We start from the raw sequence: 25,517 nt of genomic DNA on the forward strand, positions 1-25,517 counted from the left end.
CTACCTGCGCCCCTTCAGCGCCTCCGACAGCGCAGCCCCCAGGGCCCCCTGGTCAGAGCCGCCGCCCTTCGGCCCGGCCGCGCCGCCGCGTGCGCCGCCCTTGGGCCCCCGCGGGCCGCCTTTCGGACCCTTGCGCGGCCCTGCATCGGACCGGGGCCCGCCGCGCTCCGCGCGATCTCCCCGGCCACCGCCGCGCTCCTCGCCGCCCTGGCTGCGCATCGACAGGCCGATCCGCTTGCGGGGCGCGTCGATCTCGGTCACGCGCACCTTCACCACGTCGCCGGCCTTCACCACCTCGTGCGGGTCCTTCACGAACCGGTCCGCCAGCTGGCTGATATGCACCAGCCCGTCCTGGTGCACCCCGATATCCACGAAGGCCCCGAAGGCCGCCACGTTGGTCACCGTGCCTTCCAGCATCATCCCCGGCTTCAGGTCGCTGATCTCCTCGACGCCATCGGCAAAGCTCGCCGTCTTGAACGAGGGCCGCGGGTCGCGCCCCGGCTTCTCCAGCTCCGACAGGATGTCGCGCACCGTGGGCAGGCCAAAGCTGTCGTCCACGAACTGCTCCGCCTTCACGCCCCGCAGCGCCGCCGGATCGCCCATGATCCCGCGCAGATCCCGCCCGCAGGCCTGCACGATGCGCCGCGCCACGCCATAGGCCTCCGGGTGCACGGCCGAGGCATCCAGCGGCTCCTCGCCGTCCCGGATCCGCAGGAAGCCCGCGCATTGCTCGAACGCCTTCGGCCCGAGCCCCGCGACCTTCAGCAGCGCCTTGCGCGTGGCGAATGCCCCGTGTTCGTCGCGATAGGCCACCACCGACGCCGCCAGGTTCTGCGACAGCCCGGCGACATGCGCCAGCAAGGGCGCCGAGGCCATGTTCAGATCCACGCCCACCGCGTTCACCGCATCCTCGACCACGCCTTCCAGCGCCTTGGCCAGCCGCCGCTGGTCCACGTCATGCTGGTACTGGCCCACGCCGATGCTTTGCGGTTCGATCTTCACCAGCTCGGCCAGCGGATCCTGCAGCCGCCGCGCGATCGACACCGCGCCGCGCAGGCTCACGTCCAGGTCCGGAAATTCCTTCGCCGCGAGCTCCGAGGCTGAATAGACCGAGGCGCCGGCCTCCGACACGACCACCTTCGTGGGCTTCGCGACCCCCTCCGGCAGCAGTTTCAGCGTATCGGCCACCAGCCGCTCGGTCTCGCGGCTCGCCGTGCCGTTGCCGATCGCGACCAGCTCCACGCCATGGGCCTTCACCATCCGCAGGATCGCCTCTTCGGATCCGCGCACATCCCGCTTCGGCTGGAACGGGTACAGCGTCGCGGTTTCCAGCACCTTGCCCGTCGCATCCACCACGGCCGCCTTCACCCCGGTCCGGATCCCCGGATCCAGCCCCAGTGTCGCCCTTGACCCCGCCGGAGCCGCCAGCAGCAGATCCTTCAGGTTCCGCGCGAAGACATGGATCGCCTCCTCATGCGCCCGCGCGCGTAGCTCGCCCAACAGGTCGATATACATCGAGGTCGCCAGCTTGATCCGCCAGGTCCAGCCCGCCGCGTCCCGCAGCCAGGCATCGCCCGGCCCGTCGCCCGCGACACCGACCTGCGCGGCCACCATCGCCTGCGCCTTCTCGGCCCCGCCCTCGGGGTCCGGCGCGATATCGACGACCAGCACCTCGTCCTTCGCCGCCCGCAGGATCGCCAGCGCCCGGTGCGAGGCGATGTCCTTCCACTTCTCGGCATGGTCGAAGTAATCGGAAAACTTCGCCCCGGCCTCCTCCTTGCCCGCCACCACCCGGGCGGTGATCACCGCCTCGGTCCGCATGAACTCGCGCAGTCGGCCCAGCAGGTCGGCATTCTCGCAGAGCTCCTCGGCCAGGATGTCGCGCGCGCCGCTCAGAGCCTCCTTCACCCCCGGCACGGCCTCGCCCAGATAGGCCTCGGCCAGCTTCTGAGGATCCGCCCGCCGATCCGCCTCGATGGCGCGCAACAGCGGCTCCAGCCCGTTTTCCCGCGCGATCATCGCCTTGGTGCGCCGCTTGGGCTTGTAGGGCAGATAGATGTCTTCCAGCGCCGCCTTGGTCTCGGCCCCGGCAATCGCGCGGGCAAGATCATCGGTCAGCTTGCCCTGCCCCTTGATGCTTTCGACGATGGTCGCGCGCCGCGCCTCCATCTCGCGCAGATAGCCCAGCCGGTCGGCCAGCGTCCGCAGCTGCGTGTCGTCCAGCCCCCCGGTCGCCTCTTTCCGGTAGCGCGCGACGAAAGGCACGGTGGCGCCGCCGTCCAGCAGCTCGGCGGCGGCCTGGACCTGGGTGGCGCTCGCTCCGATTTCCGAGGCGATGGTGCGGGCGATGCGGGCGGTCTGGTCCAATGGGGGCTCCTCACGGCACATGTCTCTGGCCGGTCCCGCAACGCCGGACCGGGGCTCTCGTGATAGCCTCCCGCCGGGGCCGCGCCAAGATGGCAATCGGGTCCCGCGCCACATTCCGCGGCCCTCCGCCGGGCAGCCGCGGACACCCCCCAAGATCGACAAGCCGCCGCCCGTGGTGTATCCGCAGGCTCCGGTGCGCCGGCGATGGTCGCGCCCCTCCACTTTGCCAGGACCCAGAACAATGCCGGCATCGGACAGCGATTTCCCCCACGGCAAGGCCGCCGCGCTGCTGGCCTATGCGCTGGATATCGACCGGCCCGGCACGCTGGGCAGCGCCATGCGCGACCGGCTGGTGGACGAGGTCTGCGAGGATGCGACCGAACGCACGCGGCTGATCTCCCTGATGTCCACATCGCAGGACCGGCATCTGCAGCATGTCGTTCTCGAATTGCTGTCAACCCGGCTCGACCGGTTGAAGGACGCGCTGGAAGCCGCTGAAGACACGGATGAAATCTATGGTAAGTGGCTGCAGCGCACCAGCGCCGGCGCGATCCTGGCCAGCCTCGGCTTTGTGGTGACGGACGTCGTCGGCGGCGCCTGGGCCGCGCTTGCCATCTGCGCCAGCCTCCTGGCCGGCAGCGGCGCCACCGGCAGCCGCGAGGTCGTGCGCCGGCGCGCCCGCAAGGCCCGCCGCGCCGTCGAACAGACCGAGCGGCTGATCGACACGCTCAGGGGCTTTCGGCCGCAGGGCGAATGAAACTGGATTTTCAGGCTCCAGCGCTTATATTGGAGAGACCAGAGGAGAAACGGATGACCGAGACGATGACCATCGAAGCCATCTTGTCGATCACCATGGCAGGCCTCAGCGCCTGCGTGATCGCCGGGTCCCTGCGCGCCCTGATCGCGACCCGCCAGAAGGTATCAAGCCTCGATACCTCGGCCTCGGTGCGCTCGGCCCCGTTCCATCGTTTGCATAACGTGGTCTCGCCCAAGGCGCACGGGTAGAGGTCTCGACCGACCCACAGAGCGGCACGGCCAAGTCACCGCGCCTATGTGACGGCATGAGCTGCAGACTGCAAGTGCAGGCGGGCCGGACAACTGTGCGCGCGCATATAGAACCTGCGCGAAACGCCCTTCTTCCGCCTGTTCCGCTTGTGGCGCGTTTCCTAACAACAGGTTAACACGAACCTGTAACCCATTGAAATTCCTGACCCTGAAAAGTGTCCCACGCGTGGGACACCCCTGTCAGGTCAGCAGCAGCACCAGCCCCGGCACCGCCGTCAGAAGGGCCACGCGGACCACGTCCATCATCACGAAGGGCCCCAGCCCGCGAAAGATCGTCCCCAGCCGCACATCCGGCACGACCGATCTCAGAACGAAGGCATTCATCCCGACGGGCGGCGTGATGTAGGAAATCTCGGTCACCATGACGACGAAGATCCCGAACCAGATCAGGTCGATCCCCTGCGCCGCCACGATCGGGTAGAAGACCGGCACGGTCAGCATGATCATCGACAGGCTTTCCAGCACGCAGCCCAGGAGCAGATAGATCACCAGGATCACCAGGATCGTCACCATCGGCGTGTCCCCGAACAGCGCCAGGAAGGCCTGGATATCCCGCGTCATCCCGGACATGTTGACGTAATTGGTAAAGGTCAGCGCCCCGAAGAGGATGAAGAACATCATCGCCGTGGTCTTCATCGTATCATAAAGAACCGCTACCAGCCCGCCAAAGCTGAACCGCCCCGATAGCACCACCAGCAGCAGCGCGCCCCCCGCGCCCATGCCCGCGCTTTCCGTGGGCGTGAAGACCCCGAGGTAGATCCCCCCCATCACGAAGGCAAAGAGGATCAGCGCCCCCGCCGTCCCCTTCAGCGCCCGGATCCGGTCCAAAAGCGGCAGCTTCGGCTCCACCGGCAGGTCGATCCCCTGCCACGCGATCGAAATGCGGACGGCGATGGAATAGCCGATGATCCCGATCACCCCGGGGATCAGCCCGGCCAGGAACAGCTTGCCGATGTCCTGCTGGGTCATGATCCCGTAGAACACCAGGATCACCGAGGGCGGGATGAGGATGCCCAGCGTGCCCCCGGCGGCGATCGCGGCGGTCGACAGCTGATCCGGGTAGCCGAATTTCCGCATCGAGGGCAGCGCGATCCGGGTCATCGTCGCCGCCGTCGCCATGGACGAGCCACAGACCGACGAGAACGCGCCGCAGGCGATCACCGTCGCCGTCGCCAGCCCACCCTTGCGATGCCGCAGCCAGGCATAGGCGGAGTTGTAAAGCTCGCTCGCGATACCCGATTGCACCACGAAATTGCCCATCATCAGGAATAGCGGCAGCACCGACAGCGAATAATCGCGGCCCGTATCGAAGAAGGTCGAGCCCAGCAGCGACAGCGCCGGCGTCCAGCCGATGATCGCCGCCACGCCGGCCAGCCCGACGCCGGCCAGCGCCATCGAAATCGGCACGCCGAGAAGCAGCAGCACGCCAACGATGGCGAGCCCCACGGGCCAATGTTCCATAGTATCAGCCCTTCCTGCGGCGATAGAGGTCCCACAGCGGGACACCCAGCGACAGCGCCGCGCCAAAGGCGGTGCAGGCGGCGCAGAAATAGCCCAGCGGCGCCAGCGGCAGGCGTAGCGTGGTCGTCGCACCTCCATAGCCGCCGATCTGCGCGGCATAGATCCAGATCCGCCAGGCCACCACCGCCAGGATCGCGCCCGAGAAGATCCCGATCAGACCCTGCCGCCAGGGCTGGATCCAGTCCGGCAGCCGGTCGGTCACAAGGTCCACGGTCACGTGCTCATCCGCCAGCGCCACCGCTGGAAGCCCGAGGAAGATCACCGAGGCCAGCAGAAGCTCGGTCAGTTCGGCCGCGCCCCTCAGCGGGGCGTTGAAGACATAGCGGCCGATCACGTCGACCACCGTCATGCCCATCAGCGTGACCATCAGCACGCCTGCCATCAGCGCCAGCAGAGTGCGCAGGTCGAAGCGGCGCGCCGACAGAGGGGTCTCTGCCGGCGCGCCTGTTTCGTTCATCGAAGGCCCGGGCCTCATTCGCCGCCCGTTTCCTTCGCGATCTCGGCCTTGAGCATGTCATAGGCCGCCTGGGCATCGACGCCGGTCTCGGCGGCCTCGGCGATCTTGGCATCGACGACGGGCTGCAGCGCGGCTTTCCAGGCCTCCATCTGCGCGTCAGTGGCGGTCACCACCTCGATCTCGCCTTCCATCGCGGCGAGGCCGGCGGCATCGGCATTGTCCCACATCTGCCCGGCCATGCGCGCCAGCGCCTCGCCGGTGACGCTGTCGATCTGTTCCTGCTGCTCAGGCGTCAGGCTCTCCCACTTGCCCTTGTTCATCACGATGTAGAACGAGGTGTTGTAAAGCCCGCCGGGCACGGAGATCGCGTCGCTCAGCTGCGGGATCAGCTTGAAGAAGCTGACGGATTCGTAGGGGAACAGGATGCCGTCGGCGACGCCCTGGCTCAGCAGCTCGTAGGCCTTGGACGACGGGCCTTCCACCGGCACGGCGCCAAGGGCGGAGGCCACCTCGTGCACGATGCCGCCGCCCACGCGGATCTTCTGGCCCTGCATCACGTCGGCCGAGGCCACGTCGCCTTCCTTGAGAAAGATCTCGCCCGGGCCATGGGTGAAGACGGCCAGCACCTTCACGTCGTCATATTCGCCGGCGTCTTTCAGCATCGCCTCGAAGATGCGCCAGTAGGCGACCGAGATCGCCTCGGCGCTGTCGCCCAGGAAGGGCAGCTCGGCGATGTTCGTGGTCTTGAAGCGGCCGGCGTTGTAGCCCTGCACGCCGAAGGTGATGTCGGCCACGCCGTTGACGGCGAAATCGAAATGCGCGGGCGGCGGCCCAAGCGGCGCGGGCAGGATATTGGCCACGACCGTGCCGCCGGTGGCTTCTTCGATCTGCTCGGTCATGGGCACGATCAGCTCCGACACCAGCGGGTGCGAGGGCGGCAGCCAGTTGGCGACGGTCAGCGTGGTCTGGGCGGCGGCGGCGCCGGCCAGGGCCAGCGTCAGGGCGGTGGCGGAAAGGAGATGTTTCATCGGTCTGTTCCCTGTTCTCGGTCTTTTGTTGTCAGTCTTTTGTTTTCGGCGCGTCGTGTCGGCCACGGGGTCGGGCAGATCACGCGCTGCGCCGGGCCGGCTCTCGATCCGCCGGGGCCACCGGCATGGGTCGGCTTGTGATCGCCGCCGACGATATCGCCGTCAAGCCCCTGCCGATGGCAAGAGGCGCCGGATGTCGCCCGTGGAATAGAGACGGTCGGGAGGCCTGCGCTGTGCAAAGCTTCGGCACGGGCGCGCCTGCGGACCGGGTCGGGACAGGGTGTGCGCCGCGCGTCCCCGTCGCCGGGCCGTTGCCGGCCCGTCTCCGGAACCCTGCGCCAGGATCGCCGGTGTCAGCCGAGTTCCATCGTGGCGATGGATTGCAGCGATGCGCCCGCCTCCGGCGGCGTGCCCCGGTACATGCGGGCGGTGGCAAAGGGGATCTGAAAGCCCGCGCCCTCCAGCTCGGACCGTAGCGCGGTGTTGGCCTCGGGCACATCGACGATCAGCGGGCCGTCGGGGCGTTCGTTGGCGATATCGGCGATCAGCGCCAGCGCCGAGGCGGTGTCGGGCGCGATGACCGGGCCGATCTTGGTGCCGATGGCGCAGGCGCGCCAGGTGGCGAAGCCGGCGATCTCTCCGTCCCGCTCCAGGACTCGGGTCGCGCGGCGGTCGCTGTCCTGGCCGACCCAGGCGGCGAGGAACCGGCGCCGGGCATGGCCGACGGCCGTGGCATCAAGCGCGGTCAGCGCCTCGATATCGCCGGGGCTGGCGGCACGGATCCCGGACGAGGTCTGCCCGGGCCAGCGCCCTTCGTGCCGCAGGCTGGCCCCGGTGCGCTGAAAGCCGGAGGCGCGGTAATTCGCCTCCTGCTCGGGCACACCGTCAAGACCGACGGTGCGGGTCCCGGCGGTCTCGAGCGCATGGGTCCAGGTGCGGTAGCCGATCCCCTGCCCCCGGAACTCCGGATGACAGATGTAGAGCCCGAGAAAGGCGTGGTCGTCGTCGTGGTTCACAACCGAGATCGCCGCCGCCGGTGTGCCGCCCTTGCGCGCCAGGAAGAACCCCTGCGGATCGGCGGCGTGAAAGGCCGCGGCATCGTCAAGGCCGGGGTTCCACCCTTCGGCGGCGGCCCAGTCCATCACCTGCGCCAGTTCCCCGGTGGTCATCCTCGCGATTGTCACCTGATCGGACATGTCTGTCTTTCCTTCCCGTTCTCCGCCCCGGCCCTGACGGCGGGGGCGCTGTTCCATGGGCCTGGCGCGCCCCGGACGGGGGCGTCAGCAGGCCTACGTCGCAACCGCCGGCCCGGTTCCATCCTGCGACCCCGTGGCACCCGGCAGCGCGGCCCGCTCCTCGCCCGCCGCGCGCACCACCTCGGCCACCCGGCCCAGGTGATCGGCCAGCGGCGAGGCCTTGCGCCAGACCATGCCGATGGTCCGCGACGGCGGCGGCGGGCCCAGCCGCGCGACCGAGACGGCGGCCGAGCGCGTCTCGATCGGGACGGCCATCTCGGGGATCAGCGTGATCCCGATCCCCGCCCCCACCATCTGCACCAGCGTCGACAGCGACGAGCCCTCCATCAGTTCACGCGTGACCGACGGCGTGAGTTGGCAGAAGGACAGGGCCTGGTCGCGAAAGCAATGGCCCTCTTCCAGCAGCAGCAGCCGCATCTCGCGCAAGGACTCGGGCGCGGGCACCGGCAGGCTGGCATCGGCCAGCGGACGGACCAGCACGAATTCCTCGTCAAAGAGGCGGTATTCGTGCAGCGCCGGTTCCGACACCGGCAGCGCCACGATGGCCGCATCCAGCTGGCCCTTCAGCAGATCGTCGATCAGCCGCCCGGTCACCGCCTCGCGCGGGCGCGGGTCAAGATCGGGAAATTCGCGCGCGAAGGCGCCGATCAGGCGTGGCAGCAGGTAGGGCGCGACGGTGGGAATCACCCCCAGCCGCAACCGCCCCGACAGCGCGCCATGGGCGGTACGCGCCAGGTCCTCGAGCTCGTCGACCTGCCTGAGTATCTCTCTCGCGCGTTCGGCCAGGACCTCGCCCAGCCCGGTCAGGCGGATGCGCCGCGCGGTGCGGTCGATCAGCGGCGCGCCCAGCAGCGCCTCAAGCTCCTTCATCTGCACCGACAGCGCCGGTTGCGAGATCGAACAGGCCTCTGCCGCCAGCCCGAAGTGACCGTGGCGGGACAGGGCCTCGAAATACCGGAGGTGTTTCATGGTCAGATTGTTCATTAGAAATTCTTATCAGATCGATTAAATTTTACAACTTCACATTATGAAAATCGATGTTAGAAGAATTCTACATAGACGATCGAGCTTCCACCCGGTGCCGCGATCCGGGGCCTGTGGCCCCTTTTGCCGCCGGACCAGCCAACGACACCAGCCAACGACCATGAGACCGCCATAGCGGTCCTGTCAGCAAAGGAGGACAACATGGACGGCAACGATATCCCCGCAGGCAAATGCCCCGTCATGCACGGCGGGATGACCCAGATGGGCGAGACCGTCACCGATTGGTGGCCCAATGCGCTCAACTTCGACATCCTGCACCAGCACGACATCAAGACCAAGCCGCTGGGCACCGATTACAACTATCGCAAAGAGCTGGAAAAGCTCGATGTCGAGGCGCTGAAGGATGACCTGCGCAAGCTGATGACCGACAGCCAGGAATGGTGGCCGGCGGACTGGGGCTCTTACGTGGGCATGTTCGCACGGGTCGCATGGCACGCGGCGGGCTCCTACCGGCTGTCCGACGGCCGTGGCGGTGGCGGCACCGGCAACCAGCGCTTCGCGCCGCTGAACTCCTGGCCGGACAACGTCAACACCGACAAGGGCCGCCGCCTGCTGTGGCCGATCAAGAAGAAGTACGGGAACAAGATCTCGTGGGCCGACCTGATGATCCTGTCGGGCACCATCGCCTACGAGGTCGCGGGGCTGAAGACCTTTGGGTTCGCCTTTGGCCGCGAGGACATCTGGCACCCCGAGAAGGACACCTACTGGGGCGCGGAGAAGGAATGGCTGGCGCCGTCCGACAACCGCTATGACGACGTGTCGGACCCCTCGACCATGGCCAATCCGCTGGCGGCCGTGCAGATGGGCCTGATCTACGTGAACCCCGAGGGCGTGAACGGCAACCCCGACCCGATGAAGACCGCCGCCCAGATCCGCGAGACCTTTGCGCGGATGGCGATGGACGACGAGGAAACCGCCGCGCTGACCGCCGGGGGCCACACCATCGGCAAGAGCCACGGTAACGGTGACGCGGCCAACCTCTCCCCCGAACCCGAGGCCGCCGGCCCCGAGGCGCAGGGCATGGGCTGGTTCAACACCAAGGGCCGCGGCGTGGGCCGTGACACCGTGGTGTCGGGCATCGAGGGCGCCTGGACGGCGAACCCGACCAAGTTCGACATGGGCTGGTTCGACATGCTGTTCGGCTACGAGTGGGAACTGACCAAGTCGCCCGCCGGCGCCAACCAGTGGAAGCCGATCGACATCCGTGAAGAGGACATGCCGCCCGACGTGGAGGACCCCTCGATCAAGACGATGCCGATGATGACCGACGCCGACATGGCGATGAAGGTCGACCCGGTCTACAACGAGATCTGCCAGAAGTTCATCGCGGATCCGGAGTATTTCAAGGACACCTTCGCCCGCGCCTGGTTCAAGCTGACCCACCGCGACATGGGCCCCAAGGTGCGCTACATCGGCCCCGATGTTCCGGCCGAAGACCTGATCTGGCAGGATCCGATCCCCGCAGGCCCGACCGGCTATGACGTGGACGCGGTGAAGGCCAAGATCGCCGATGCCGGCCTGTCGCTGACCGACATGGTCAACACCGCCTGGGACAGCGCCCGCACCTATCGCGGGTCGGACATGCGCGGCGGGGCCAACGGCGCCCGCATCCGCCTTGCGCCGCAGAAGGACTGGGAAGGCAACGAGCCCGAGCGCCTGGCGCGCGTGCTGTCGGTGCTGGAACCCATCGCGGCCGAGACCGGTGCCTCTATCGCCGACGTGATCGTGCTGGCCGGCAATGTCGGTGTCGAGCAGGCCGCGAAGGCGGCAGGCTACGACGTGACCGTGCCCTTCACCCCGGGCCGTGGCGATGCCACGGACGAGATGACGGATGCCGAAAGCTTCGACGTGCTCGAGCCGCTGGCGGACGGCTTCCGGAACTGGCTGAAGGAAGAATACGTCGTCAGCCCCGAGGAAATGCTCCTGGACCGGGCCCAGCTGATGGGTCTGACCGCCGGCGAGATGACCTGCCTGATGGGCGGCATGCGGATGATGGGCACCAACTACGCGGGCACCAAGCACGGCGTATTCACCGACCATGTCGGCGCTCTGGTCCCGGATTTCTTCACCAACCTGACCGACATGTCCTACAGCTGGGTCCCGGTCGAGGGTGGCACCTATGAAATCCGCGACCGCGTCAGCGGCGACGTCAAGTGGACGGCGACCCGCGTGGACCTGGTGTTCGGCTCGAACTCGATCCTGCGCGCCTATGCCGAGGTCTATGCCCAGGACGACAACGCCGAGAAGTTCGTGAACGACTTCGTCAAGTGCTGGGTCAAGGCCATGGACGCGGACCGCTTCGACGTGTGATCCCTGACGGCCCCCGTTGCGGGGCCGCCTGAAACCATCCTGACGCCCCGGCCCGGCTTGCCCCGGCCGGGGCGTCTCTTTATGAGGCGCCTGACCGCGCGTGATGCGCCAGTGCCCCAGGGGAGGCCCCAAATGACGTTCGACCGTACCATCAAGATCGCGCCGTCCATCCTGTCGGCCGATTTCGCAGACTTTGGGCGCGAGATCCGCGCGATCGAGGACCAGGGCGCCGACTGGGTCCATGTCGACGTGATGGACGGGCATTTCGTGCCGAACCTGACCTTCGGCCCCCCGGCGGTGAAGGCCTTCCGGCGCCATGTGAAGACGGTGATGGACGTGCACCTGATGATCGCGCCGGTGGATCCCTATATCGACGCCTTCGCCGAGGCCGGCGCCGATATCCTGACCGCCCATGTCGAGGCCGGGCCGCATATCCACCGCACGCTGCAGGCGATCCGCGCGGCTGGCATGAAGGCCGGCGTCGCGCTGAACCCCGGCACACCCGCCGAGGCGGTCGCGCCCCTGCTGGAGCTTACCGACCTGGTCTGCGTGATGACGGTGAACCCCGGTTTCGGCGGGCAGAAGTTCCTGGACATGACCGCCAAGGTCCGCGCCCTGCGCGAGATGATCGGCGACCGCGAGATCCATATCGAGATCGACGGCGGCGTCGATCCCACCACCGCCCCGCTGGTTGCGGCGGCCGGGGCCGATGTGCTGGTGGCGGGCTCCGCCGTGTTCCGCGGCGGCTCGGTCAGTGATCCCGCACCCTACGGCACCAATATCGCCGCGATCCGCAAGGCGGCCGAGGCGGCGCAGGCGGGCTGAACGCCGCCAATCCCGAACATATATCAATGGGTTGAAGGGCGTCTTTCACATCGCGCTTACGCCGGGAACGGAAACGGCCCGGCAGAGAGATCTCCACCGGGCCGGCCCCACTTCTCTGTCCCGTAAGTCCCGGTTGCAGCGGCCTTTTTGTCGGCTCTCAGACGCCCTGGGCCGCGTTGCAATCCAGCGTCGCCTGCAGCGCTTCGGTGCTGCCGTCGAGGCTGATGGTGGTTTCGATCTCGGTCCGGCCCATCTTCACGATGCTGGTCGCGTAAGGTGCACCGGTGATGAAATCGTAGTTCGGCGCCTTCAGGTAGGCACCGGTATAGGCCTGGCCGACGCGCTGGCGCTTGCTCAGCTTGCCGGTCTTGGTCATGTCGCCGACAACCAGCGTGGTGCGCTGGCTGCCCTGGCGGTATTCCTCGGGCAGTTGCGCGTAGACGGCGATGAAGGCTTCGTCCGCGTCCTGCGTCTTGCCGAACTGCACGGCGTTCAAGTTGGCGTCGAACTTCTCGGCCAGGCAAAGCCCGGTGGTGTCGTTGACGAAGATGTACCAGTCGCCCGATGTCTCGTAGAGGCGGAAGTTCTCGCCCACGGCCGGCAGGCCGGATTTCTCGGCCTCGTCGGACCTGCCGAACGGGTTGATCGACGCCACGGTGTCGGAAATCGAGTCGACGAAACGGTTGGCGAAGCTCAGGTCGGCCGACGCGCGTGTCGCGCCGAACTGCGTCGCGGCCGCCAGGCTGGCGGCAACGGCAAGGTGCATTGCTTTCATTGTCGGTCCCTTTTGTGTGTTGGTCTTGACTGCTCGAAGCCTAGTCGGCGTCGTTGCGCCGTTCGGACAGGATCAGGCTACCACCATCGGCGCCCATCCGCCTACAAGACGTTCAGCACGCGCCGGCAGGTGTGCTTTTTCGGTCTCGACCGCCCACGGCGGTTTCAGGACAGAACTGCGGCCACGGTGGTGCCTTGTGTCCCTGCGTCAGCGCGGCGACCAGCGCCTGCCCGGCCTCAGGTGGTCCCCTTGCCCGGCGCCTGGCTTCGCCCGGCCTCGCGCAGGTCGCGGTACCGGGCGAGCGAGCGCATCGTATGACCCTCGTCGATGGCGGCGAGATCGAGGATGACGCTGTTGGCGATGGTCATCGGCACCACCAGCGATTGCGATTCCCCGGCCCCCCCGCGCGAGGCGACGATCTGCGCCTCGGGCGGGGGATCGAATTGCGCGCCGCGCGGATCGGTGAGCGCAAGGCAGGTGGCGCCGCGTTCGGCTCCAAGCTGGCGCAGGGATTGCAGGTCGGGGTTCGCCTTGCGGAAGTTGATCAGCCAGAGCACATCGCGCGCGCCCATGCCATGGACCCATTCCAGCCTCTGCTGGCCCATGGGCGACAGGTCCACCGCGTCGTAGCCCGACCGCCGCAGGCGCAGGCTGACCAGGTTGGCCAGCACCGCGCCGTGGCTGGCGCCCATCACAAGGATGCGCCCGGCGTCCTTCAGGATGGCCGAGAACCTCCGGATGTCGCCGTCGCCGACCTGATCGCGCAACGCCTGAAGCGCGGCGATTTCGCTGTCCAGAACCGAAGAGACCAGCCCCCCCTGCTCTGCCCGCTCAAGCCGGGCGGCGATGCGGGCGGTGGGGTTCTCGTATTCGCCCTGCCCCTCGACAAGGTTGGCCTGCAGGAAGGCGCGAAGTTCGGGATAACCCTTGAACCCCAGCCGCCGGGCGAGACGCACGGCCGAGGCCGGGTGGACGCCGGCGCGGTGCGACACCTCCTTGCCGTTCTGCATCGCCGCGCGCACCGGGTCGCGGCGCATCACGTCCAGCAGCCGGCCATCGGCATCGGTCAGCCGGCCGGAATGCCGGCTGATCAGGTCGCCAAGAAAGCCCGGCATGTCATCGGCATCGTCCAAGGGCGTTTCCTCCTTCGTAGCGAGCGGGTCATCCGGCGGACGGGCCGCCGAACGGCCCTGTCAGGCGCCCTCAGGCCGCCACGCTGTAGCCGTCCAGCCGCGCGCCGCTGCGGCTGTCGAAGCATAGGACACTGGTCGGATCGAAGGCCAGCCAGACGGTATCGCCCTCTGCCGGCAGCCCCGCGCCGCGCGGCACCACGGCGCAGATCCGGCCTTCGGCACAATCGCAATAGAGGGTCACGGTGGAGCCGGTCATCTCGGCCAGGCCCACACGCGCCTCGAACGCAGGCCCTGCCGGGGGACGGGTATGGACCTCGGTCGCGTCGGGGCGGACGCCAAGATCGACATCGCCGCGCCCGGTCCAGCCGGGAAGCCGCGCGGCGGGCACGAAGTTCATCGACGGCTGGCCCAGGAAACCGGCGACGAACCGGTTGGCGGGCCGGTCGTAGATCGCGTCGGGCGTGTCGAACTGCTGCAGGTGGCCGTCCTTCATCACCGCGATCCGGTCGGCAAGCGAAAGCGCCTCGGTCTGGTCATGGGTGACGTAGATCATCGTGGCGCCAAGCTGGCGGTGCAGATCCTTGATCTCGGTCCGCATGGCCACGCGCAGGGCGTTGTCGAGGTTCGACAGCGGCTCGTCCATCAGGAAGGTGGAGCAGTTGCGCGCCATGGCCCGGCCCATGGCCACCCGTTGCCGCTGACCGCCCGAAAGCGCGCCGGGCTTGCGGTCGAGGTAGGGCGTCAGCTGCAGCGTCTCGGCCACGGCGCGGGCGCGGTCGAGGCGCTCGCGCTTCGGGATGCGGCGCAGTTCCAGACCGAAGGCGATGTTCTGCAGGACGGACATGTGCGGATAAAGCGCGTAGTTCTGGAAGATCATCGCGATGTCGCGGTCCTGCGGCGCCAGGTCGTTGGCGCGCTGGCCGTCGATGCGCAGATCGCCGTCCTCGCAGGGCTCCAGCCCGGCGATCAGCCGCAGCAGCGTGGACTTGCCGCAGCCCGAGGGCCCGACGATCACCACGAATTCGCCGTCGGCGATGTCCATCGACACGCCATGCAGGACCTGCGGCCCGTTGGTATAGGACTTGCGGATGTCGGTCAGGGTGATCGCGCTCATTCCGCGGCCTCCCCGGGGATGACATGATCGTCGCGCAACGCGATGGCAAGGCTGGGACGGTCGGTCGTGAAGACCTTGACGCCGAGGTCCAGCGCCCTGGTGATCTGCGCGGTGTCATGGGCGGCCCAGCACCCGAACTCCAGACCGGCCGCCTGCACCCTTGCCATCAGCTCGGGCGAGGCGTGGTCGATGTTCACGCCGACCTCGGGGATGTCATGGGCCAGCGCCAGCTCGATCACCGCCTCCGCCCCAAGCTGGATCAGCACCGGCGGGCTGACCAGCCAGAGCCGGGGTCGCGTCGTCGCCGCCGCCAGTTCGTCCAGCGAGCGCAGCAGGAAGGACGAGAACACCGTGCGGTCCAGCATCCCCTGCCCGTCCAGTTCCGCGACCACCCTGGGCACGAAACCGGCATAGGCGCGGCCGCCCACGCCCGGCTTGATCTCGCACCGGAAGTCCACGTGGGACTTCGCGAAGATCGCACAAAGCTCGGCCAGCGAGATCGGCCCTTCGCCGCGCGAATAGTCGATGCGCGCGGCGCGGACCTGCGCCTCGGCAAGCTGGCAGATCTCTCCGCTCAGGTCGGTGGTGCGGTCCAGGGTCGGGTCGTGATGGACCATGATGGCGCCGTCGGCGGTGGGATGCACGTCGAATTCCACCTCGTCCAGCGGCAGGCGCGAGGTGGCGCGGAAGCCGGTGGGCGTGCTGTCGCCGAATTCCAGCGTGCCGCCGCGATGCGATGCGATGCGTGTCATGTGTTGGGTCCTTCGGTTCGCGCCCGGCTCATTTCACGGCCCCCATCATGATCCCGCGCACCAGGTGGCGTTCGACCAGAAGGAAGCCCAGCAGCACGGGCAGGATAGTGATGGTGGAGGCGGCCATGACCAGCGGCCAGTCGATCACGTCCTCGCCCGGGTTGACCCGGTAAAGCCGCGCCAGACCGACCTGCAGGGTGTACATGTCCTCGCGCCCGATGGCGACGAGCGGCCAGATGTAGTTGTTCCATTCGGAGATGAAGATGTAGAGCCCCATCGACAGGATCGCCGGTTTCGCGATCGGCACGATCACCCGCCACAGCACCTGCAGCGCATTGGCGCCGTCCATGTAGGCGGCCTCGTCCAGCGCGCGGGGAATGCCCCGGATGTACTGGCGCAGGAAGAAGGCCGCGAAACCGTTGGAGATCGCCGGCAGGATCAGCCCGGCATAGCTGTCGAGCAGCCCGGCCTTCGCCAGCGTCAGGTAGTTGGGGATCAGGGTGATGTGGCTGGGGATCATCAGCGTCGCCACCGTGGCGCCGAACATCACGTTGCCGCCCGGGAAATCGTAGCGGGCGAAGGCAAAGGCGGCCATCGTCGCCACCGCCAGCCCGATCAGCGTCACCGCCCCCGACACGATCACCGAATTCAGCAGGTAGCGGGCGAAATTGTATTGCCCGATAGCAGCCTGGTAGTTTTCAAGCGTGAAGTCGACCGTCCCGGTGTAATAGGCATCCACCGTCTGGAACGACATCCAGATCGAGTAGAGCACCGGGGACAGGAACAGCAGCCCCGCCGCCAGGGCCAGCACGGCCAGAAGCGGATTGTCAGCTTTCATAATGCACCTTCCGCCCCAGGACGCGGGATTTGAACACCGCCAGCGCGATCAGCAGGATGAAGAGGATCACCGCCAGCGCCGAACCCTGACCGATGTCGAAGAGCGTGAAACCCACGCGGTAGAGCATGTTGACGATCATGTCCGTGGCGCCGGCTGGGCCGCCCTTGGTCATGACATCGACGATGGTGAAGACCTGGAAGGCCTCGATCACCGAGATGACCAGCAGGAAGTATGTCGTCGGCATCACCAGCGGCACGGTCACGCGCCGGAAGACGTGGAACTTGCGGCCCCCATCGACCGAGGCGGCGTCGTACAATTCGGTCGGGATCGCCTGAAGGCCCGCGAGGTAGATGATGATGTCGTAGCCCAGCTGTTTCCAGCTGTTGACGAAGATCAGCACCCAAAGCGCAATCTGCGGGTCCTGCATCCAATACACCTTGCCCAGGCCAAACCAGCCCAGGATCGCGTTCATCATTCCGTAATCGGTCGAGAACACCCAGGAGAAGACCACGGCGATCGCGACGGTCGAGGTGACCGAGGGCAGGAACAGCGCGCCGCGCATCAGCCGCGACACCCATGTCTCGCTCATCAGCCGCGTGGCGATCAGCAGCGCCAATGCCAGGCGGATGGGCACCGAGATCACGGCGAAGATCGCCGTCACCTTCATCGCGTTCCAGAATTCCCGGCTGTCCAGAAGCAGACGGTAATTGTCCAGCCCGACCCAGGGCTTGGTGGGCGACAGGAAATCCCATTCGCGGAAACTGAGGTTCAGGCTCGACGCGATGGGCACATAGGTGAAGGCCGCGATGAAGCCCAGCAGCGGCAGGGCCAGCAGGTAGGGCGTCAGGCGGCGCAGCAGACGGGTCTTGCGGAGGGGATGCGAGGCCCGGGTCACGGGCCTCGCTTCGGTTGCGGCGGTCAAGTTACTTTTCCAGCCGTTCGGCTTCGGCGCGGGTCTTGTCGGCGAATTCGGTCAGCACCTCGCGCACGTCGCGCTGGCCCAGGGCCATGGCCTGCCACATGTCGTATTCACTGGCGCGCATCCAGGTCACGACCGGCGGGCGCGGACGGCCGCGCGCGAAGTCGAGCTGGTTGATCGCCACGTCGATGCCGGGCTTGCCCTCAAGCGCGTCGGCGGCGATGGGCTGCTGCGGCGTAGCCTTGTTGATCGGCATGTAGCCGGTGGCCGAGAACCAGATCGCGTTGCTTTCCGGCGAGGCGGCGAAGCTGACGAACTTGTAGGCGGCGTCCTGCACCTCTTTCTCCGAAGTCGACAGGATCCCGATCCCGGCGCCCCCGATCGGCACGGCGCAGACCTTGTTGCAGGGCATCGGCATCACGACCAGGTCATCGCCCAGGGCCGCTGTCGAACGGCCGTAATTGCCGGTGGAGTTGATCATCATGCCCACCTTGCCGGCGAGGAAGGCGTCGCGCCCGTCGTTCTCGCGGGTCACGCCATCGGGCGAGGCAACCTTGTGCTCATGCACCAGCGAGGCCATGAATTCATAGGCTTCGATCGTGTTCTCGGCATCGATCAGGATCTCGCCCGACGTGCTGTCGATCAGGTCGCTGTCATTGTCCATGATCAGGCCCCAGCGCGCGAACTGCCCCGGCGCGGCGATGCCGGTGATGCCCTCGTCGCCCAGCTCCTCGGTGATCTGCTGCGACACGGCCAGCAGGTCGTCATAGGTCTTCAGCGGCGCATCCTCGGGGATACCGGCCCGGTCGAAGATCGCCTTGTTGTAATACAGAACCGGCGTCGAGGAGTTGAACGGCACGATGTAGGTCTTGCCTTCGAAGACACCGACCTCGCGCGCGAAATCGTAAAGCTCGTCCTTCAGCGGGTCGGCGTCGAAATAGGGCGCCAGGTCGATCAGCACGCCACGGTCGGCGAAAAGCCCGTAACGGGTGACCTCCATGATCACCGCGTCGGGCGCGCGGTTGGCGGGAATGGCGGCCTGCAGCTTGGCGACGATGTCGTTGTAATTGCCGACTTCCTGCGCCTCGATCGTGATGCCCGGGTTGGCCTCTTCGAAATTGGCGATGATCTGGTTCAGCGCCTCGCCGGACTCGCCGCCGAAGCTGTGCCAGAATTCGACCGTCTGGGCCGAGCCCAGCGTGGTGGAGCCGAGAAGCACGACAAAGGCCGCCCCCGCAACTTTTTGCAATTGTGCAATCATGTCATTCCCCTTTTGCAATCCAAATTGCATGAACTCCCCTGCTGACTAGGGGGGGAATGTGACGCCCAGCACAAAGCCAGATGAATGTTTCTTGAAGGCGTCCCGGCCCGGCGCCCTTAAAGGAACGCGGGCTGGCGGGTCTGACGAAGGTCGATCAGGCAGTATGAAAAGGCCCGGGCGAAGGGTTGCGACCGGGCCTTTCGCTTGGGATCGGCGGGGATCAGCGCCGCCGCAGCTTGGGGTTCAGCGCGTCGTTCAGCCCATCGCCCACCAGGCTGATCGCCAGAACGGTGACAAAGATCGCCAGCCCGGGAATGGTCACGGCATAGCCCGCTTCCAGGATGTATTGCCGGTTGGCACCAATCACCTGGCCCCAGCTGACCACGTTGGGATCAGTCAGGCCCAGAAAGCTCAGCCCCGCCTCGAACAGGATGGCCGAGCCCACCATCAGCGCCGATTGCACGATGATCGGTGGCAGCGCGTTGGGCAGGATAACCCGGAACATCAGCTTGCGGCTGCGCGCGCCAAGCGCATGGCTGGCCATGACGAATTCCATCTCGCGCAGGCGCAGGAACTCGGCCCGGGTGATCCGCGCCACGGCCGTCCAGCTGACCACGCCGATGGCGAAGGTGATCATGGGCAGGGACGCCCCGAACAGCGCCACGATGACCATGGAAAACAGCAGCGTCGGCAGCACCTGGAAGAACTCGGTGATCCGCATCAGGATCTCTTCGATGATCCCGCCGTAGAACCCCGCCATGGAGCCGATCACCACACCCAGCACCACGGTCAGCACCGCCGCCGAGACGCCGATGATCAGCGTCACGCGCGCGCCCTGCAGGATCTGGGCCAGGATGTCGCGGCCCAGGTAATCGGTGCCAAAGAGGAACCCGTCCACCCCGGGGCGCGAGAACGGGGCCCAGACCATCTCGAACGGGTCGGTCGGATAGAGGATCGGCCCGATGATCGCGGCCAGCACGATCAGGATCAGCATCGCAAGGCCCGCCATGGCGGCGTAATTGCCCCGGAACATCCGCCAGGCATCCGCCATGGGCGAGCGCGAGACGGTGGGCAGCTCGGCGATTGGCTCGATCGGTTCGATTGCGGTTTCGTCGCTCATGACCGCGCCCTCAGCCGGGGATCCAGCAGGCGCAGGGCGAAATCGGTCAGCAGGTTGCCGACGATCACCATCAGCGCCGAGAAGAACAGGATGCCCAGGATCGTCGGCGTGTCGCGCGCCAGGATCGACTGGAAGGCCAGCGTCCCAAGGCCGGGCCAGGCATAGACCGTCTCGACCAGCACGGCGCCCGAGATGACGGCGCTGAACTGAAGGCCGGCCAGCGTCACGATGGGAAACAGCGAATTGCGCAGCGCATGGCGGTAGACCACGTCCCGTTCGGGCAGGCCCTTGGCCCGGGCGGTGCGCACGTAATCGGTGCCCAGCGTCTCCATCATCGTGGCCCGCGACAGCCGCGAATACAGCGCGAGGAAGATCGACGACAGCGTGACCACCGGCAGCACCATGTGCCGCGCTACGTCCAGCACATGTGCAAGGACCCCGCCCTCAAGCGTCACGTCGCGCATCCCGGCCACCGGGAACCACTGGATCTTCAGCGAAAACGCGATCAGCAGCAGGATCCCCGTCCAGAACACCGGCGCGGAATAGCCCAGCAGCGAGAAGAAGGTGACGAAATGGCTGAGGATCCCGTTGGGCTTTCGGGCCGAGATCACGCCAAGGATCACGCCCACCACCATCGCCAGCGCCTGCGCGGTGAAGACCAGCAGCAGCGTGGCGGGCAGGCGCTGCAGGATCAGCTCTGTCACCGGCATGTTGTAATAAAAGGAATAGCCCAGATCGAAGCGCAGCACCTTTCCCAGGTATGTGCCCAGTTGCACGATGAAGGGCTGATCCAGCCCATAGTCCTTGCGGATCTGTTCGAGAACCTCGGCATCGGCGCCGCCCATGGACTGGGCGATGGTGTCGGCCACGTCTCCGGGCGCCAGGTGCAGCATGGCGAAGTTGAGGATGAGGACCGCCAGAAGAAGGATGACGGCGTAGAACAAGCGTGTCGCTGTCGCGCTCAGCACGGGAATTCGGCCTTTCGGGAAGAGGTCCGCGGCGGCACGTCAGCACCGCCGCGGGAGAGGGTCAGTCTTTCAGGTACACCTTGTCCAGCGGCGAAGAGGTCGACCAGATGCCGTTCACCGGCGGGTTGCCGACCTTGTCGCTGTAGATCGTGTGCATGGGCACGGCGTTGATGAAGTAGATCGGCACCTCTTCGGCGACGATCTCCTGGAACTCCTTGTAGAGCGCGGCGCGCTTGTCGGGGTCGTTCTCGGTCGCGGCCATGTCCAGCAGTTCGTCCACGCGTGCGTTGGAATAGCCCTGCGTGTTCGACCAGACGCCCTTGCCGATGTTCGACGACATGTAGGTCCGGTTCACGCCGATCACCGGGTCGCCCCAGTTGTAGACGCTGTCCATCGCCAGGTCGAATTCCATGTTGCCCATGGTCTGCGCCCAGGACGGGAAATCGGGCGAGGCATTCATGTTCACCGTGATGCCGACCTTGGTCAGGGCCTGCTTGATATACTCGGTCTGCGCCCGGTAGCCGGGGAAGGCCGGAAGCTCGATCGACAGCTCGAACCGCTCGCCGTTCTCCATCGGGTAGCCCGCTTCGTCCAGCAGGGCATTGGCCTTGTCGATGTCCAGCTCATAGGCCGGCACGTCGGGGTTATACAGCGGGCTGTCGGGGTGGATGCCGGTCCTGGCCTCGGTGGCGGTGCCGCGCATGATCGCCTTCAGGATGAAGTTCTTGTCGATCGCCAAAGCAATAGCCTGCCGCACCTTGGGATCCTGCAGCGGGCCGTGGGTGGTGTTCATCGCCAGCCAGTCGATCGGCCCGATCCCGCCATAGCCGTCCTGGCTGACGGTCAGCCCGTCGACGCCCTGCAGCCGGCCGATCACCGTAGGCTCGTTTTCAAAGGCGGCCATCATCAGCTCGCCGTTCTGCAACGCGATGGCGCGGGCCGAGCTGTCGTTGATGATGCGCATGACGATCCGGTCGAGATAGGGCAGCCCCTCTTCCCAGTAGCCGTCGTATTTCTCGACGATGACATGTTCGCCCGGCTTGAATTCGACCAGCTTGAAGGGCCCGGAGCCGACGACATCCTCGTTGTTGCGCGGATGGTTCTTGGGGTCCTGCCCGTCGCCGTAGATATGTTCGGGGATGATCGCCATCAGCTGACCGGACATGGCCAGCATCAGCGCCGGGTGCGGATGCGCAAGGTTCAGCACGGCGGTGTGTTCGTCCGGCGTGTCGACGCTGGTGACCGGCGCGAACATCGACTTGAACGGGTGATACTCCTTGATGACATCGACCGAGAAGGCGACATCCGACGAGGTGATCGGCTCGCCATCGTGGAAGGTCGCGTTCTCCTGCAGGTGCAGGGTCACCTGGAGGCCGTCGTCGCTGACCTCCCAGCTTTTGGCCAGGTAGGGCTGCGGGTTCCAGCCCTCGTCGTAGCGCAGCGGCGAGGCGAAGAGCTGCGTGCCCGGAAGGCCGGTGGCAATGCCCGATTGCACCGCCGGGTTCAGCACCCGGGGCGTGCCCCCGGAGAGCGACATCACCAGGGTGCCCCCGCTGGTCGGTTCGTCCTGCGCAAACGCGGCACCCGCCGCGAGCGCCGCCGCCACGACCGCGGCGAAAGTATGTTTCATGGCGTGGTTCACCTGTTCGAACTCCCTGTCTGTATCGCCTGCATTTTGCGCAGGCGTGTGCCGCAGCCTAGCCGGGATTCCCCCGGGCAAAAAACCTGTAAATTCGGTCAGGGGCTGCGACATGCCGGTGGCAGAGGGTGGGCAGCCGGGGTGCGAGTGACCCGTTATGCAATACATTTCAGTGTCTTGACGGTCCGCCCCCGCATTTCTCTCGCCCCCGGCGCAAAAGAACAGCGCAGGCGCCAGGCCGCAAGGCGCCGCCCCATGCTGCATCGCGAATGAGCAGCGCGCCACTGCACGGTAACAGAGCAATGGCGCCCTCCCCCGCAGGTTGCACTCCGCCGCCTCTGCCCTGTCCAACGCGCCGGCTTTGCCGCGTTTTGCCGCGCGCCGCGCGCGCGTCCCGGCGTCATGGATGCGCATGCGACGGCTGACACAGCTCTTCGGTTGTCCCGCCCGCCGAAACGGGCCTAGGCTCTGCCAGCGGCGGCCCCGACCGGCCCGCCGCCCACCAAGGAGCCCACATGTCCACGACCATCTACCCCGCCCGCAAGATCCTGACGATGAACCCGAACCAGCCCGAGGTCACCCATGTCGCGGTGCGCGACGGCCGGATCCTTGGCGCCGGGACGCTTGCGGATCTGGAGGGCTGGGGCGACTACACGCTGGACGAGCGGTTCGCCGACAAGGTCCTGATGCCCGGCCTGATCGAGGGCCACGCCCACACGATGGAAGGGGCGATGTGGAATTTCACTTATGTCGGCTGGTTCGACCGGATGGATCCGGACGGCCGCGTCTGGGACGGGGTGAAGACCGTCGATGCCCTCGTCGCCCGCATGGCCGAGGCCGAGGCGCGGATGGAAGACCCCGACGCGCCGCTGCTGGGCTGGGGGCTGGACCCGATCTACATGGACAACGTGCGCGTCACCCGCGCCGATCTCGACCGCGTCAGCGCCACGCGGCCGGTGGGGATCATGCATGCCTCGGGCCATATCCTGAACGTGAACACCAAGGGGCTCGAACTGGCGGGCCTTTTGCATCAAGGCAACAACCACCCGGGCATCCCGCTGGGCGCCGACGGTCTGCCGACCGGAGAGTTGAAAAGCCCCGAGATCATGATGCCCGCCGGCAAGCACGTGGGCATGGACCGCGCGTTTCTCGCCTCGGACGCGCAGGGGCTTTGGAACTACGGCAAACTCTGCGTGCGGGCGGGCGTGACCACCTCGTCCGACCTGGGCCAGCAGCTGAACGACGACCTCGTCGCGATGTTCGAGGAGGTGACCGGCAACGACAGGTTCCCCGCCTGCCTCGTGGCCTTCCGCATCAACATGGGCGTCTCGCCCGCCGAGCTGGTGGACTATACCGCCGCGCTGAAGGACCGCTCCACCGACCGGCTGGAGCTGGGACGGATCAAGGTGGTGGCCGATGGCTCGATCCAGGGGTTTTCGGCCCGGCTGCTCTGGCCCGGCTATTACAACGGCGCGCCGAACGGTATGTGGTACGTGGCGCCCGACCAGCTGGCCGAGATCTTCGACCGCGCGCTGAAGGCCGGGGTGCAGGTGCACACCCACACCAATGGCGACGAGGCGACCCAGCTGGTGATCGAAACGCTGGAGACCGCCCTGCGCAAGACCCCGGACTTCGACCACCGCTTCACGCTGCAGCATTGCCAGCTGGCCAATGCGGCGCAGTTCCGCAGGATGGCGCGGCTGGGCATGTGCGTGAACCTCTTCGCGAACCACCATTTCTACTGGGGCGACGAGCATTACGCCCTGACCGTGGGCCCGGAGCGCGCCGATCGCATGAACGCCTGCCGGACGGCGCTGGACGCGGGTGTGCCGATGACGATCCATTCCGATGCGCCGGTCACGCCGCTGGGGCCGCTTTTCACCGCGTGGTCGGCGGTGAACCGGCTGACGGCCTCAGGGCGCACCCAGGGCGAAGGCGAGAAGATCACGGTCGCGCAGGCCCTGCACGCGATCACCATGGGCGCGGCGGTGACGATGAAAATGGATCACCTCGTGGGCTCCATCGAGGTCGGCAAGCGGGCCGATTTCGCGGTGCTGGAGGAGGATCCGACGGAGGTCGATCCGCTGAAGCTGAAGGACATCCCCGTCTGGGGCACCGTGCAGGGCGGCCGGATCTTCCCGGCCTCCGATCTGTGATGGACCTGCCCGTCACCATCATCGGCGGCTATCTCGGCGCCGGGAAGACCACGCTGATCAACCACCTGCTGCGCCATAACGAGGGGCTGAGGCTGGCCATCCTGGTCAACGAATTCGGCGAACTGCCCATCGACGCCGACCTGATCGAGGCCGAGGACGGCGGGCTGATGTCGATCTCGGGCGGCTGTGTCTGCTGCGCCTACGGCAGCGACATGATCGGCGTGCTGGAGGACATCGCGGCGATGGAGCCGCGCCCCGATCACGTGCTGCTGGAAGCCTCGGGCGTGGCGCTGCCCGCCTCCATCGCGGTGACGGTGGGGATGATGCAGGGGTTCCGCAGCGACGGGGTGATCGTGCTGGCCGATGCCGAACAGATCCGGAAGACGGCGGCCAACAGCTACCTTGCGGACACGGTGGACCGCCAGATCGAACAGGCCGACCTGCTGCTGCTGACCAAGGCGGACCTGGTCCCGGACAAGGCGCTGGAGGAGGTCACCGCCTGGCTCTCCGCCAAGGCGCCCGCGACCCGCGTGCTGCCGGTGAGCCGCGGCGAACTCCCCGTGCGGGCCGTGGTCGGCGCGGTGCCCTTCCCGCAACGCGGCGGCCCCTCGCCCGCGACGGGACACGCGCGCTTTGACAGCGTGCTGCTGGAGCCTTCCGGCCCGGTGGACGCCGAGGCGCTGGCCCGGGCGCTGGCCGCGGAGCCCTCTGTCACTCGCGCCAAGGGCTTCGTGCAGACGGGCGACGGGCTTGCGCTGATCCATGTGGTGGGCCAGCGTGGTGCTGTGGAGGCAGTCTCCGGCGAGCGGCGGGTCGGCATCATCTGCATCGGTTTGCGCGGCGAGTTGGACGCGCCTGCCTTGCACGCACTGGTCGCGCCGCGCACGACGGCATAGCGCGCCCCTTTCGGGGCGCGGGACTTGGGGGCGCCCCTTCGGGGCGTGGAATCGGTCGCGCCCCTTCGGGGCG

The 25,517-nt window shown here is 67.1% G+C and carries 22 protein-coding genes; 6 read left to right on the forward strand and 16 right to left on the reverse strand.

The features are described 5' to 3' along the window. Positions 1-2,367 carry a Tex family protein gene (locus ATO3_RS09435; RefSeq protein WP_088649598.1) on the reverse strand — a complete coding sequence of 789 codons (2,367 nt, stop codon included), beginning with the start codon at positions 2,365-2,367 and terminating at the stop codon, positions 1-3. A 241-nt stretch (positions 2,368-2,608) separates the two neighbouring features. Here ATO3_RS09435 and ATO3_RS09440 point away from each other — a divergent pair, with 241 nt between their 5' ends. Together ATO3_RS09440 and ATO3_RS09445 are read left to right on the forward strand one after the other, a co-directional pair. Continuing rightward, positions 2,609-3,124, forward strand: coding sequence for a hypothetical protein (locus ATO3_RS09440; protein WP_088649599.1), 516 nt, complete (start codon positions 2,609-2,611; stop codon positions 3,122-3,124). A gap of 53 nt (positions 3,125-3,177) precedes the next feature. Continuing rightward, positions 3,178-3,372: a hypothetical protein gene (locus ATO3_RS09445; protein WP_088649600.1), complete on the forward strand. Its 195-nt coding sequence runs from the start codon at positions 3,178-3,180 to the stop codon at positions 3,370-3,372. A gap of 240 nt (positions 3,373-3,612) precedes the next feature. Here ATO3_RS09445 and ATO3_RS09450 read toward each other — a convergent pair whose 3' ends face one another. The 5 genes from ATO3_RS09450 to ATO3_RS09470 all read right to left on the reverse strand — a co-directional run bounded on the left by ATO3_RS09450 (position 3,613) and on the right by ATO3_RS09470 (position 8,678). Then, entirely contained in the window at positions 3,613-4,893 is a 1,281-nt protein-coding gene (locus ATO3_RS09450) for a TRAP transporter large permease (RefSeq protein ID WP_088649601.1), read from the reverse strand. A gap of 4 nt (positions 4,894-4,897) precedes the next feature. After that, a complete protein-coding gene (locus ATO3_RS09455) occupies positions 4,898-5,428 on the reverse strand; it encodes a TRAP transporter small permease (protein WP_233152090.1) in 531 nt (176 codons plus the stop codon). After that, the gene (locus ATO3_RS09460; RefSeq protein WP_088649603.1) at positions 5,425-6,438 is read right to left on the reverse strand and encodes a TRAP transporter substrate-binding protein; all 1,014 of its coding nucleotides are present in this window, start codon (positions 6,436-6,438) and stop codon (positions 5,425-5,427) included. The genes ATO3_RS09455 and ATO3_RS09460 overlap by 4 nt, the downstream gene beginning before the upstream one ends. Positions 6,439-6,791: 353 nt before the next feature. Continuing rightward, positions 6,792-7,634 (reverse strand): GNAT family N-acetyltransferase, encoded by an 843-nt coding sequence (locus ATO3_RS09465; RefSeq protein WP_088649604.1) that lies wholly within the window; start codon positions 7,632-7,634, stop codon positions 6,792-6,794. 93 nt (positions 7,635-7,727) lie between these two features. Beyond that, complete coding sequence (locus ATO3_RS09470) at positions 7,728-8,678, reverse strand: hydrogen peroxide-inducible genes activator (protein ID WP_088649605.1); 951 nt, start codon at positions 8,676-8,678, stop codon at positions 7,728-7,730. A 201-nt stretch (positions 8,679-8,879) separates the two neighbouring features. Here ATO3_RS09470 and katG point away from each other — a divergent pair, with 201 nt between their 5' ends. Together katG and rpe are read left to right on the forward strand one after the other, a co-directional pair. Further along, positions 8,880-11,048, forward strand: a complete 2,169-nt coding sequence (gene katG, locus ATO3_RS09475) for a catalase/peroxidase HPI (protein WP_088649606.1) — start codon at positions 8,880-8,882, stop codon at positions 11,046-11,048. A 132-nt stretch (positions 11,049-11,180) separates the two neighbouring features. Further along, positions 11,181-11,873, forward strand: coding sequence for a ribulose-phosphate 3-epimerase (gene rpe, locus ATO3_RS09480; RefSeq protein WP_088649607.1), 693 nt, complete (start codon positions 11,181-11,183; stop codon positions 11,871-11,873). A gap of 157 nt (positions 11,874-12,030) precedes the next feature. Here rpe and ATO3_RS09485 read toward each other — a convergent pair whose 3' ends face one another. The 10 genes from ATO3_RS09485 to ATO3_RS09530 form a co-directional block, all read right to left on the reverse strand. After that, positions 12,031-12,648, reverse strand: a complete 618-nt coding sequence (locus tag ATO3_RS09485; protein WP_143747251.1) for a hypothetical protein — start codon at positions 12,646-12,648, stop codon at positions 12,031-12,033. A gap of 236 nt (positions 12,649-12,884) precedes the next feature. Then, complete coding sequence (locus tag ATO3_RS09490) at positions 12,885-13,781, reverse strand: MurR/RpiR family transcriptional regulator (RefSeq protein ID WP_233152091.1); 897 nt, start codon at positions 13,779-13,781, stop codon at positions 12,885-12,887. Positions 13,782-13,851: 70 nt separating this feature from the next. Then, positions 13,852-14,895 (reverse strand): ABC transporter ATP-binding protein, encoded by a 1,044-nt coding sequence (locus tag ATO3_RS09495; RefSeq protein WP_088649609.1) that lies wholly within the window; start codon positions 14,893-14,895, stop codon positions 13,852-13,854. Continuing rightward, a complete protein-coding gene (locus tag ATO3_RS09500; protein ID WP_088649610.1) occupies positions 14,892-15,647 on the reverse strand; it encodes a glycerophosphodiester phosphodiesterase family protein in 756 nt (251 codons plus the stop codon). The genes ATO3_RS09495 and ATO3_RS09500 overlap by 4 nt, the downstream gene beginning before the upstream one ends. A 28-nt stretch (positions 15,648-15,675) precedes the next feature. After that, entirely contained in the window at positions 15,676-16,485 is an 810-nt protein-coding gene (locus ATO3_RS09505; RefSeq protein ID WP_088649611.1) for a carbohydrate ABC transporter permease, read from the reverse strand. Beyond that, a complete protein-coding gene (locus ATO3_RS09510) occupies positions 16,475-17,407 on the reverse strand; it encodes a carbohydrate ABC transporter permease (protein ID WP_233152092.1) in 933 nt (310 codons plus the stop codon). Before ATO3_RS09510 ends, ATO3_RS09505 begins: the two co-directional genes overlap by 11 nt. Position 17,408: 1 nt before the next feature. Beyond that, positions 17,409-18,665, reverse strand: a complete 1,257-nt coding sequence (locus tag ATO3_RS09515) for an ABC transporter substrate-binding protein (RefSeq protein WP_088649612.1) — start codon at positions 18,663-18,665, stop codon at positions 17,409-17,411. A gap of 220 nt (positions 18,666-18,885) precedes the next feature. Further along, positions 18,886-19,785 (reverse strand): ABC transporter permease, encoded by a 900-nt coding sequence (locus tag ATO3_RS09520; RefSeq protein WP_088649613.1) that lies wholly within the window; start codon positions 19,783-19,785, stop codon positions 18,886-18,888. After that, a complete protein-coding gene (locus ATO3_RS09525) occupies positions 19,782-20,729 on the reverse strand; it encodes an ABC transporter permease (protein ID WP_269845406.1) in 948 nt (315 codons plus the stop codon). The genes ATO3_RS09520 and ATO3_RS09525 overlap by 4 nt, the downstream gene beginning before the upstream one ends. An 85-nt stretch (positions 20,730-20,814) precedes the next feature. Continuing rightward, complete coding sequence (locus tag ATO3_RS09530) at positions 20,815-22,383, reverse strand: ABC transporter substrate-binding protein (RefSeq protein WP_088649614.1); 1,569 nt, start codon at positions 22,381-22,383, stop codon at positions 20,815-20,817. A 524-nt stretch (positions 22,384-22,907) separates the two neighbouring features. Between ATO3_RS09530 and ATO3_RS09535 the strand changes: the two genes are divergently transcribed. After that, the gene (locus ATO3_RS09535; RefSeq protein ID WP_088649615.1) at positions 22,908-24,548 is read left to right on the forward strand and encodes an amidohydrolase; all 1,641 of its coding nucleotides are present in this window, start codon (positions 22,908-22,910) and stop codon (positions 24,546-24,548) included. Further along, positions 24,548-25,444, forward strand: coding sequence for a CobW family GTP-binding protein (locus ATO3_RS09540; RefSeq protein ID WP_088649616.1), 897 nt, complete (start codon positions 24,548-24,550; stop codon positions 25,442-25,444). Before ATO3_RS09535 ends, ATO3_RS09540 begins: the two co-directional genes overlap by 1 nt. The last annotated feature ends 73 nt before the right edge of the window (positions 25,445-25,517 follow it).

This window comes from Marinibacterium profundimaris (genome assembly GCF_002210095.1).
Lineage (GTDB): Bacteria > Pseudomonadota > Alphaproteobacteria > Rhodobacterales > Rhodobacteraceae > Marinibacterium > Marinibacterium profundimaris.

Excerpts from the sequence above, each read along its gene's own strand:
- rpe (WP_088649607.1), top strand. The coding sequence starts at position 11,181 with ATGACGTTCGACCGTACCATCAAGATCGCGCCGTCCATCCTGTCGGCC.
- ATO3_RS09500 (WP_088649610.1), bottom strand. The coding sequence starts at position 15,647 with ATGACACGCATCGCATCGCATCGCGGCGGCACGCTGGAATTCGGCGAC.
- ATO3_RS09540 (WP_088649616.1), top strand. The coding sequence starts at position 24,548 with ATGGACCTGCCCGTCACCATCATCGGCGGCTATCTCGGCGCCGGGAAG.
- ATO3_RS09520 (WP_088649613.1), bottom strand. The coding sequence starts at position 19,785 with ATGAGCGACGAAACCGCAATCGAACCGATCGAGCCAATCGCCGAGCTG.
- ATO3_RS09455 (WP_233152090.1), bottom strand. The coding sequence starts at position 5,428 with ATGAGGCCCGGGCCTTCGATGAACGAAACAGGCGCGCCGGCAGAGACC.
- ATO3_RS09535 (WP_088649615.1), top strand. The coding sequence starts at position 22,908 with ATGTCCACGACCATCTACCCCGCCCGCAAGATCCTGACGATGAACCCG.
- ATO3_RS09465 (WP_088649604.1), bottom strand. The coding sequence starts at position 7,634 with ATGTCCGATCAGGTGACAATCGCGAGGATGACCACCGGGGAACTGGCG.
- ATO3_RS09460 (WP_088649603.1), bottom strand. The coding sequence starts at position 6,438 with ATGAAACATCTCCTTTCCGCCACCGCCCTGACGCTGGCCCTGGCCGGC.
- ATO3_RS09450 (WP_088649601.1), bottom strand. The coding sequence starts at position 4,893 with ATGGAACATTGGCCCGTGGGGCTCGCCATCGTTGGCGTGCTGCTGCTT.
- ATO3_RS09530 (WP_088649614.1), bottom strand. The coding sequence starts at position 22,383 with ATGAAACATACTTTCGCCGCGGTCGTGGCGGCGGCGCTCGCGGCGGGT.
- ATO3_RS09495 (WP_088649609.1), bottom strand. The coding sequence starts at position 14,895 with ATGAGCGCGATCACCCTGACCGACATCCGCAAGTCCTATACCAACGGG.
- ATO3_RS09485 (WP_143747251.1), bottom strand. The coding sequence starts at position 12,648 with ATGAAAGCAATGCACCTTGCCGTTGCCGCCAGCCTGGCGGCCGCGACG.
- ATO3_RS09440 (WP_088649599.1), top strand. The coding sequence starts at position 2,609 with ATGCCGGCATCGGACAGCGATTTCCCCCACGGCAAGGCCGCCGCGCTG.
- ATO3_RS09470 (WP_088649605.1), bottom strand. The coding sequence starts at position 8,678 with ATGAACAATCTGACCATGAAACACCTCCGGTATTTCGAGGCCCTGTCC.
- ATO3_RS09515 (WP_088649612.1), bottom strand. The coding sequence starts at position 18,665 with ATGATTGCACAATTGCAAAAAGTTGCGGGGGCGGCCTTTGTCGTGCTT.
- ATO3_RS09445 (WP_088649600.1), top strand. The coding sequence starts at position 3,178 with ATGACCGAGACGATGACCATCGAAGCCATCTTGTCGATCACCATGGCA.
- katG (WP_088649606.1), top strand. The coding sequence starts at position 8,880 with ATGGACGGCAACGATATCCCCGCAGGCAAATGCCCCGTCATGCACGGC.
- ATO3_RS09505 (WP_088649611.1), bottom strand. The coding sequence starts at position 16,485 with ATGAAAGCTGACAATCCGCTTCTGGCCGTGCTGGCCCTGGCGGCGGGG.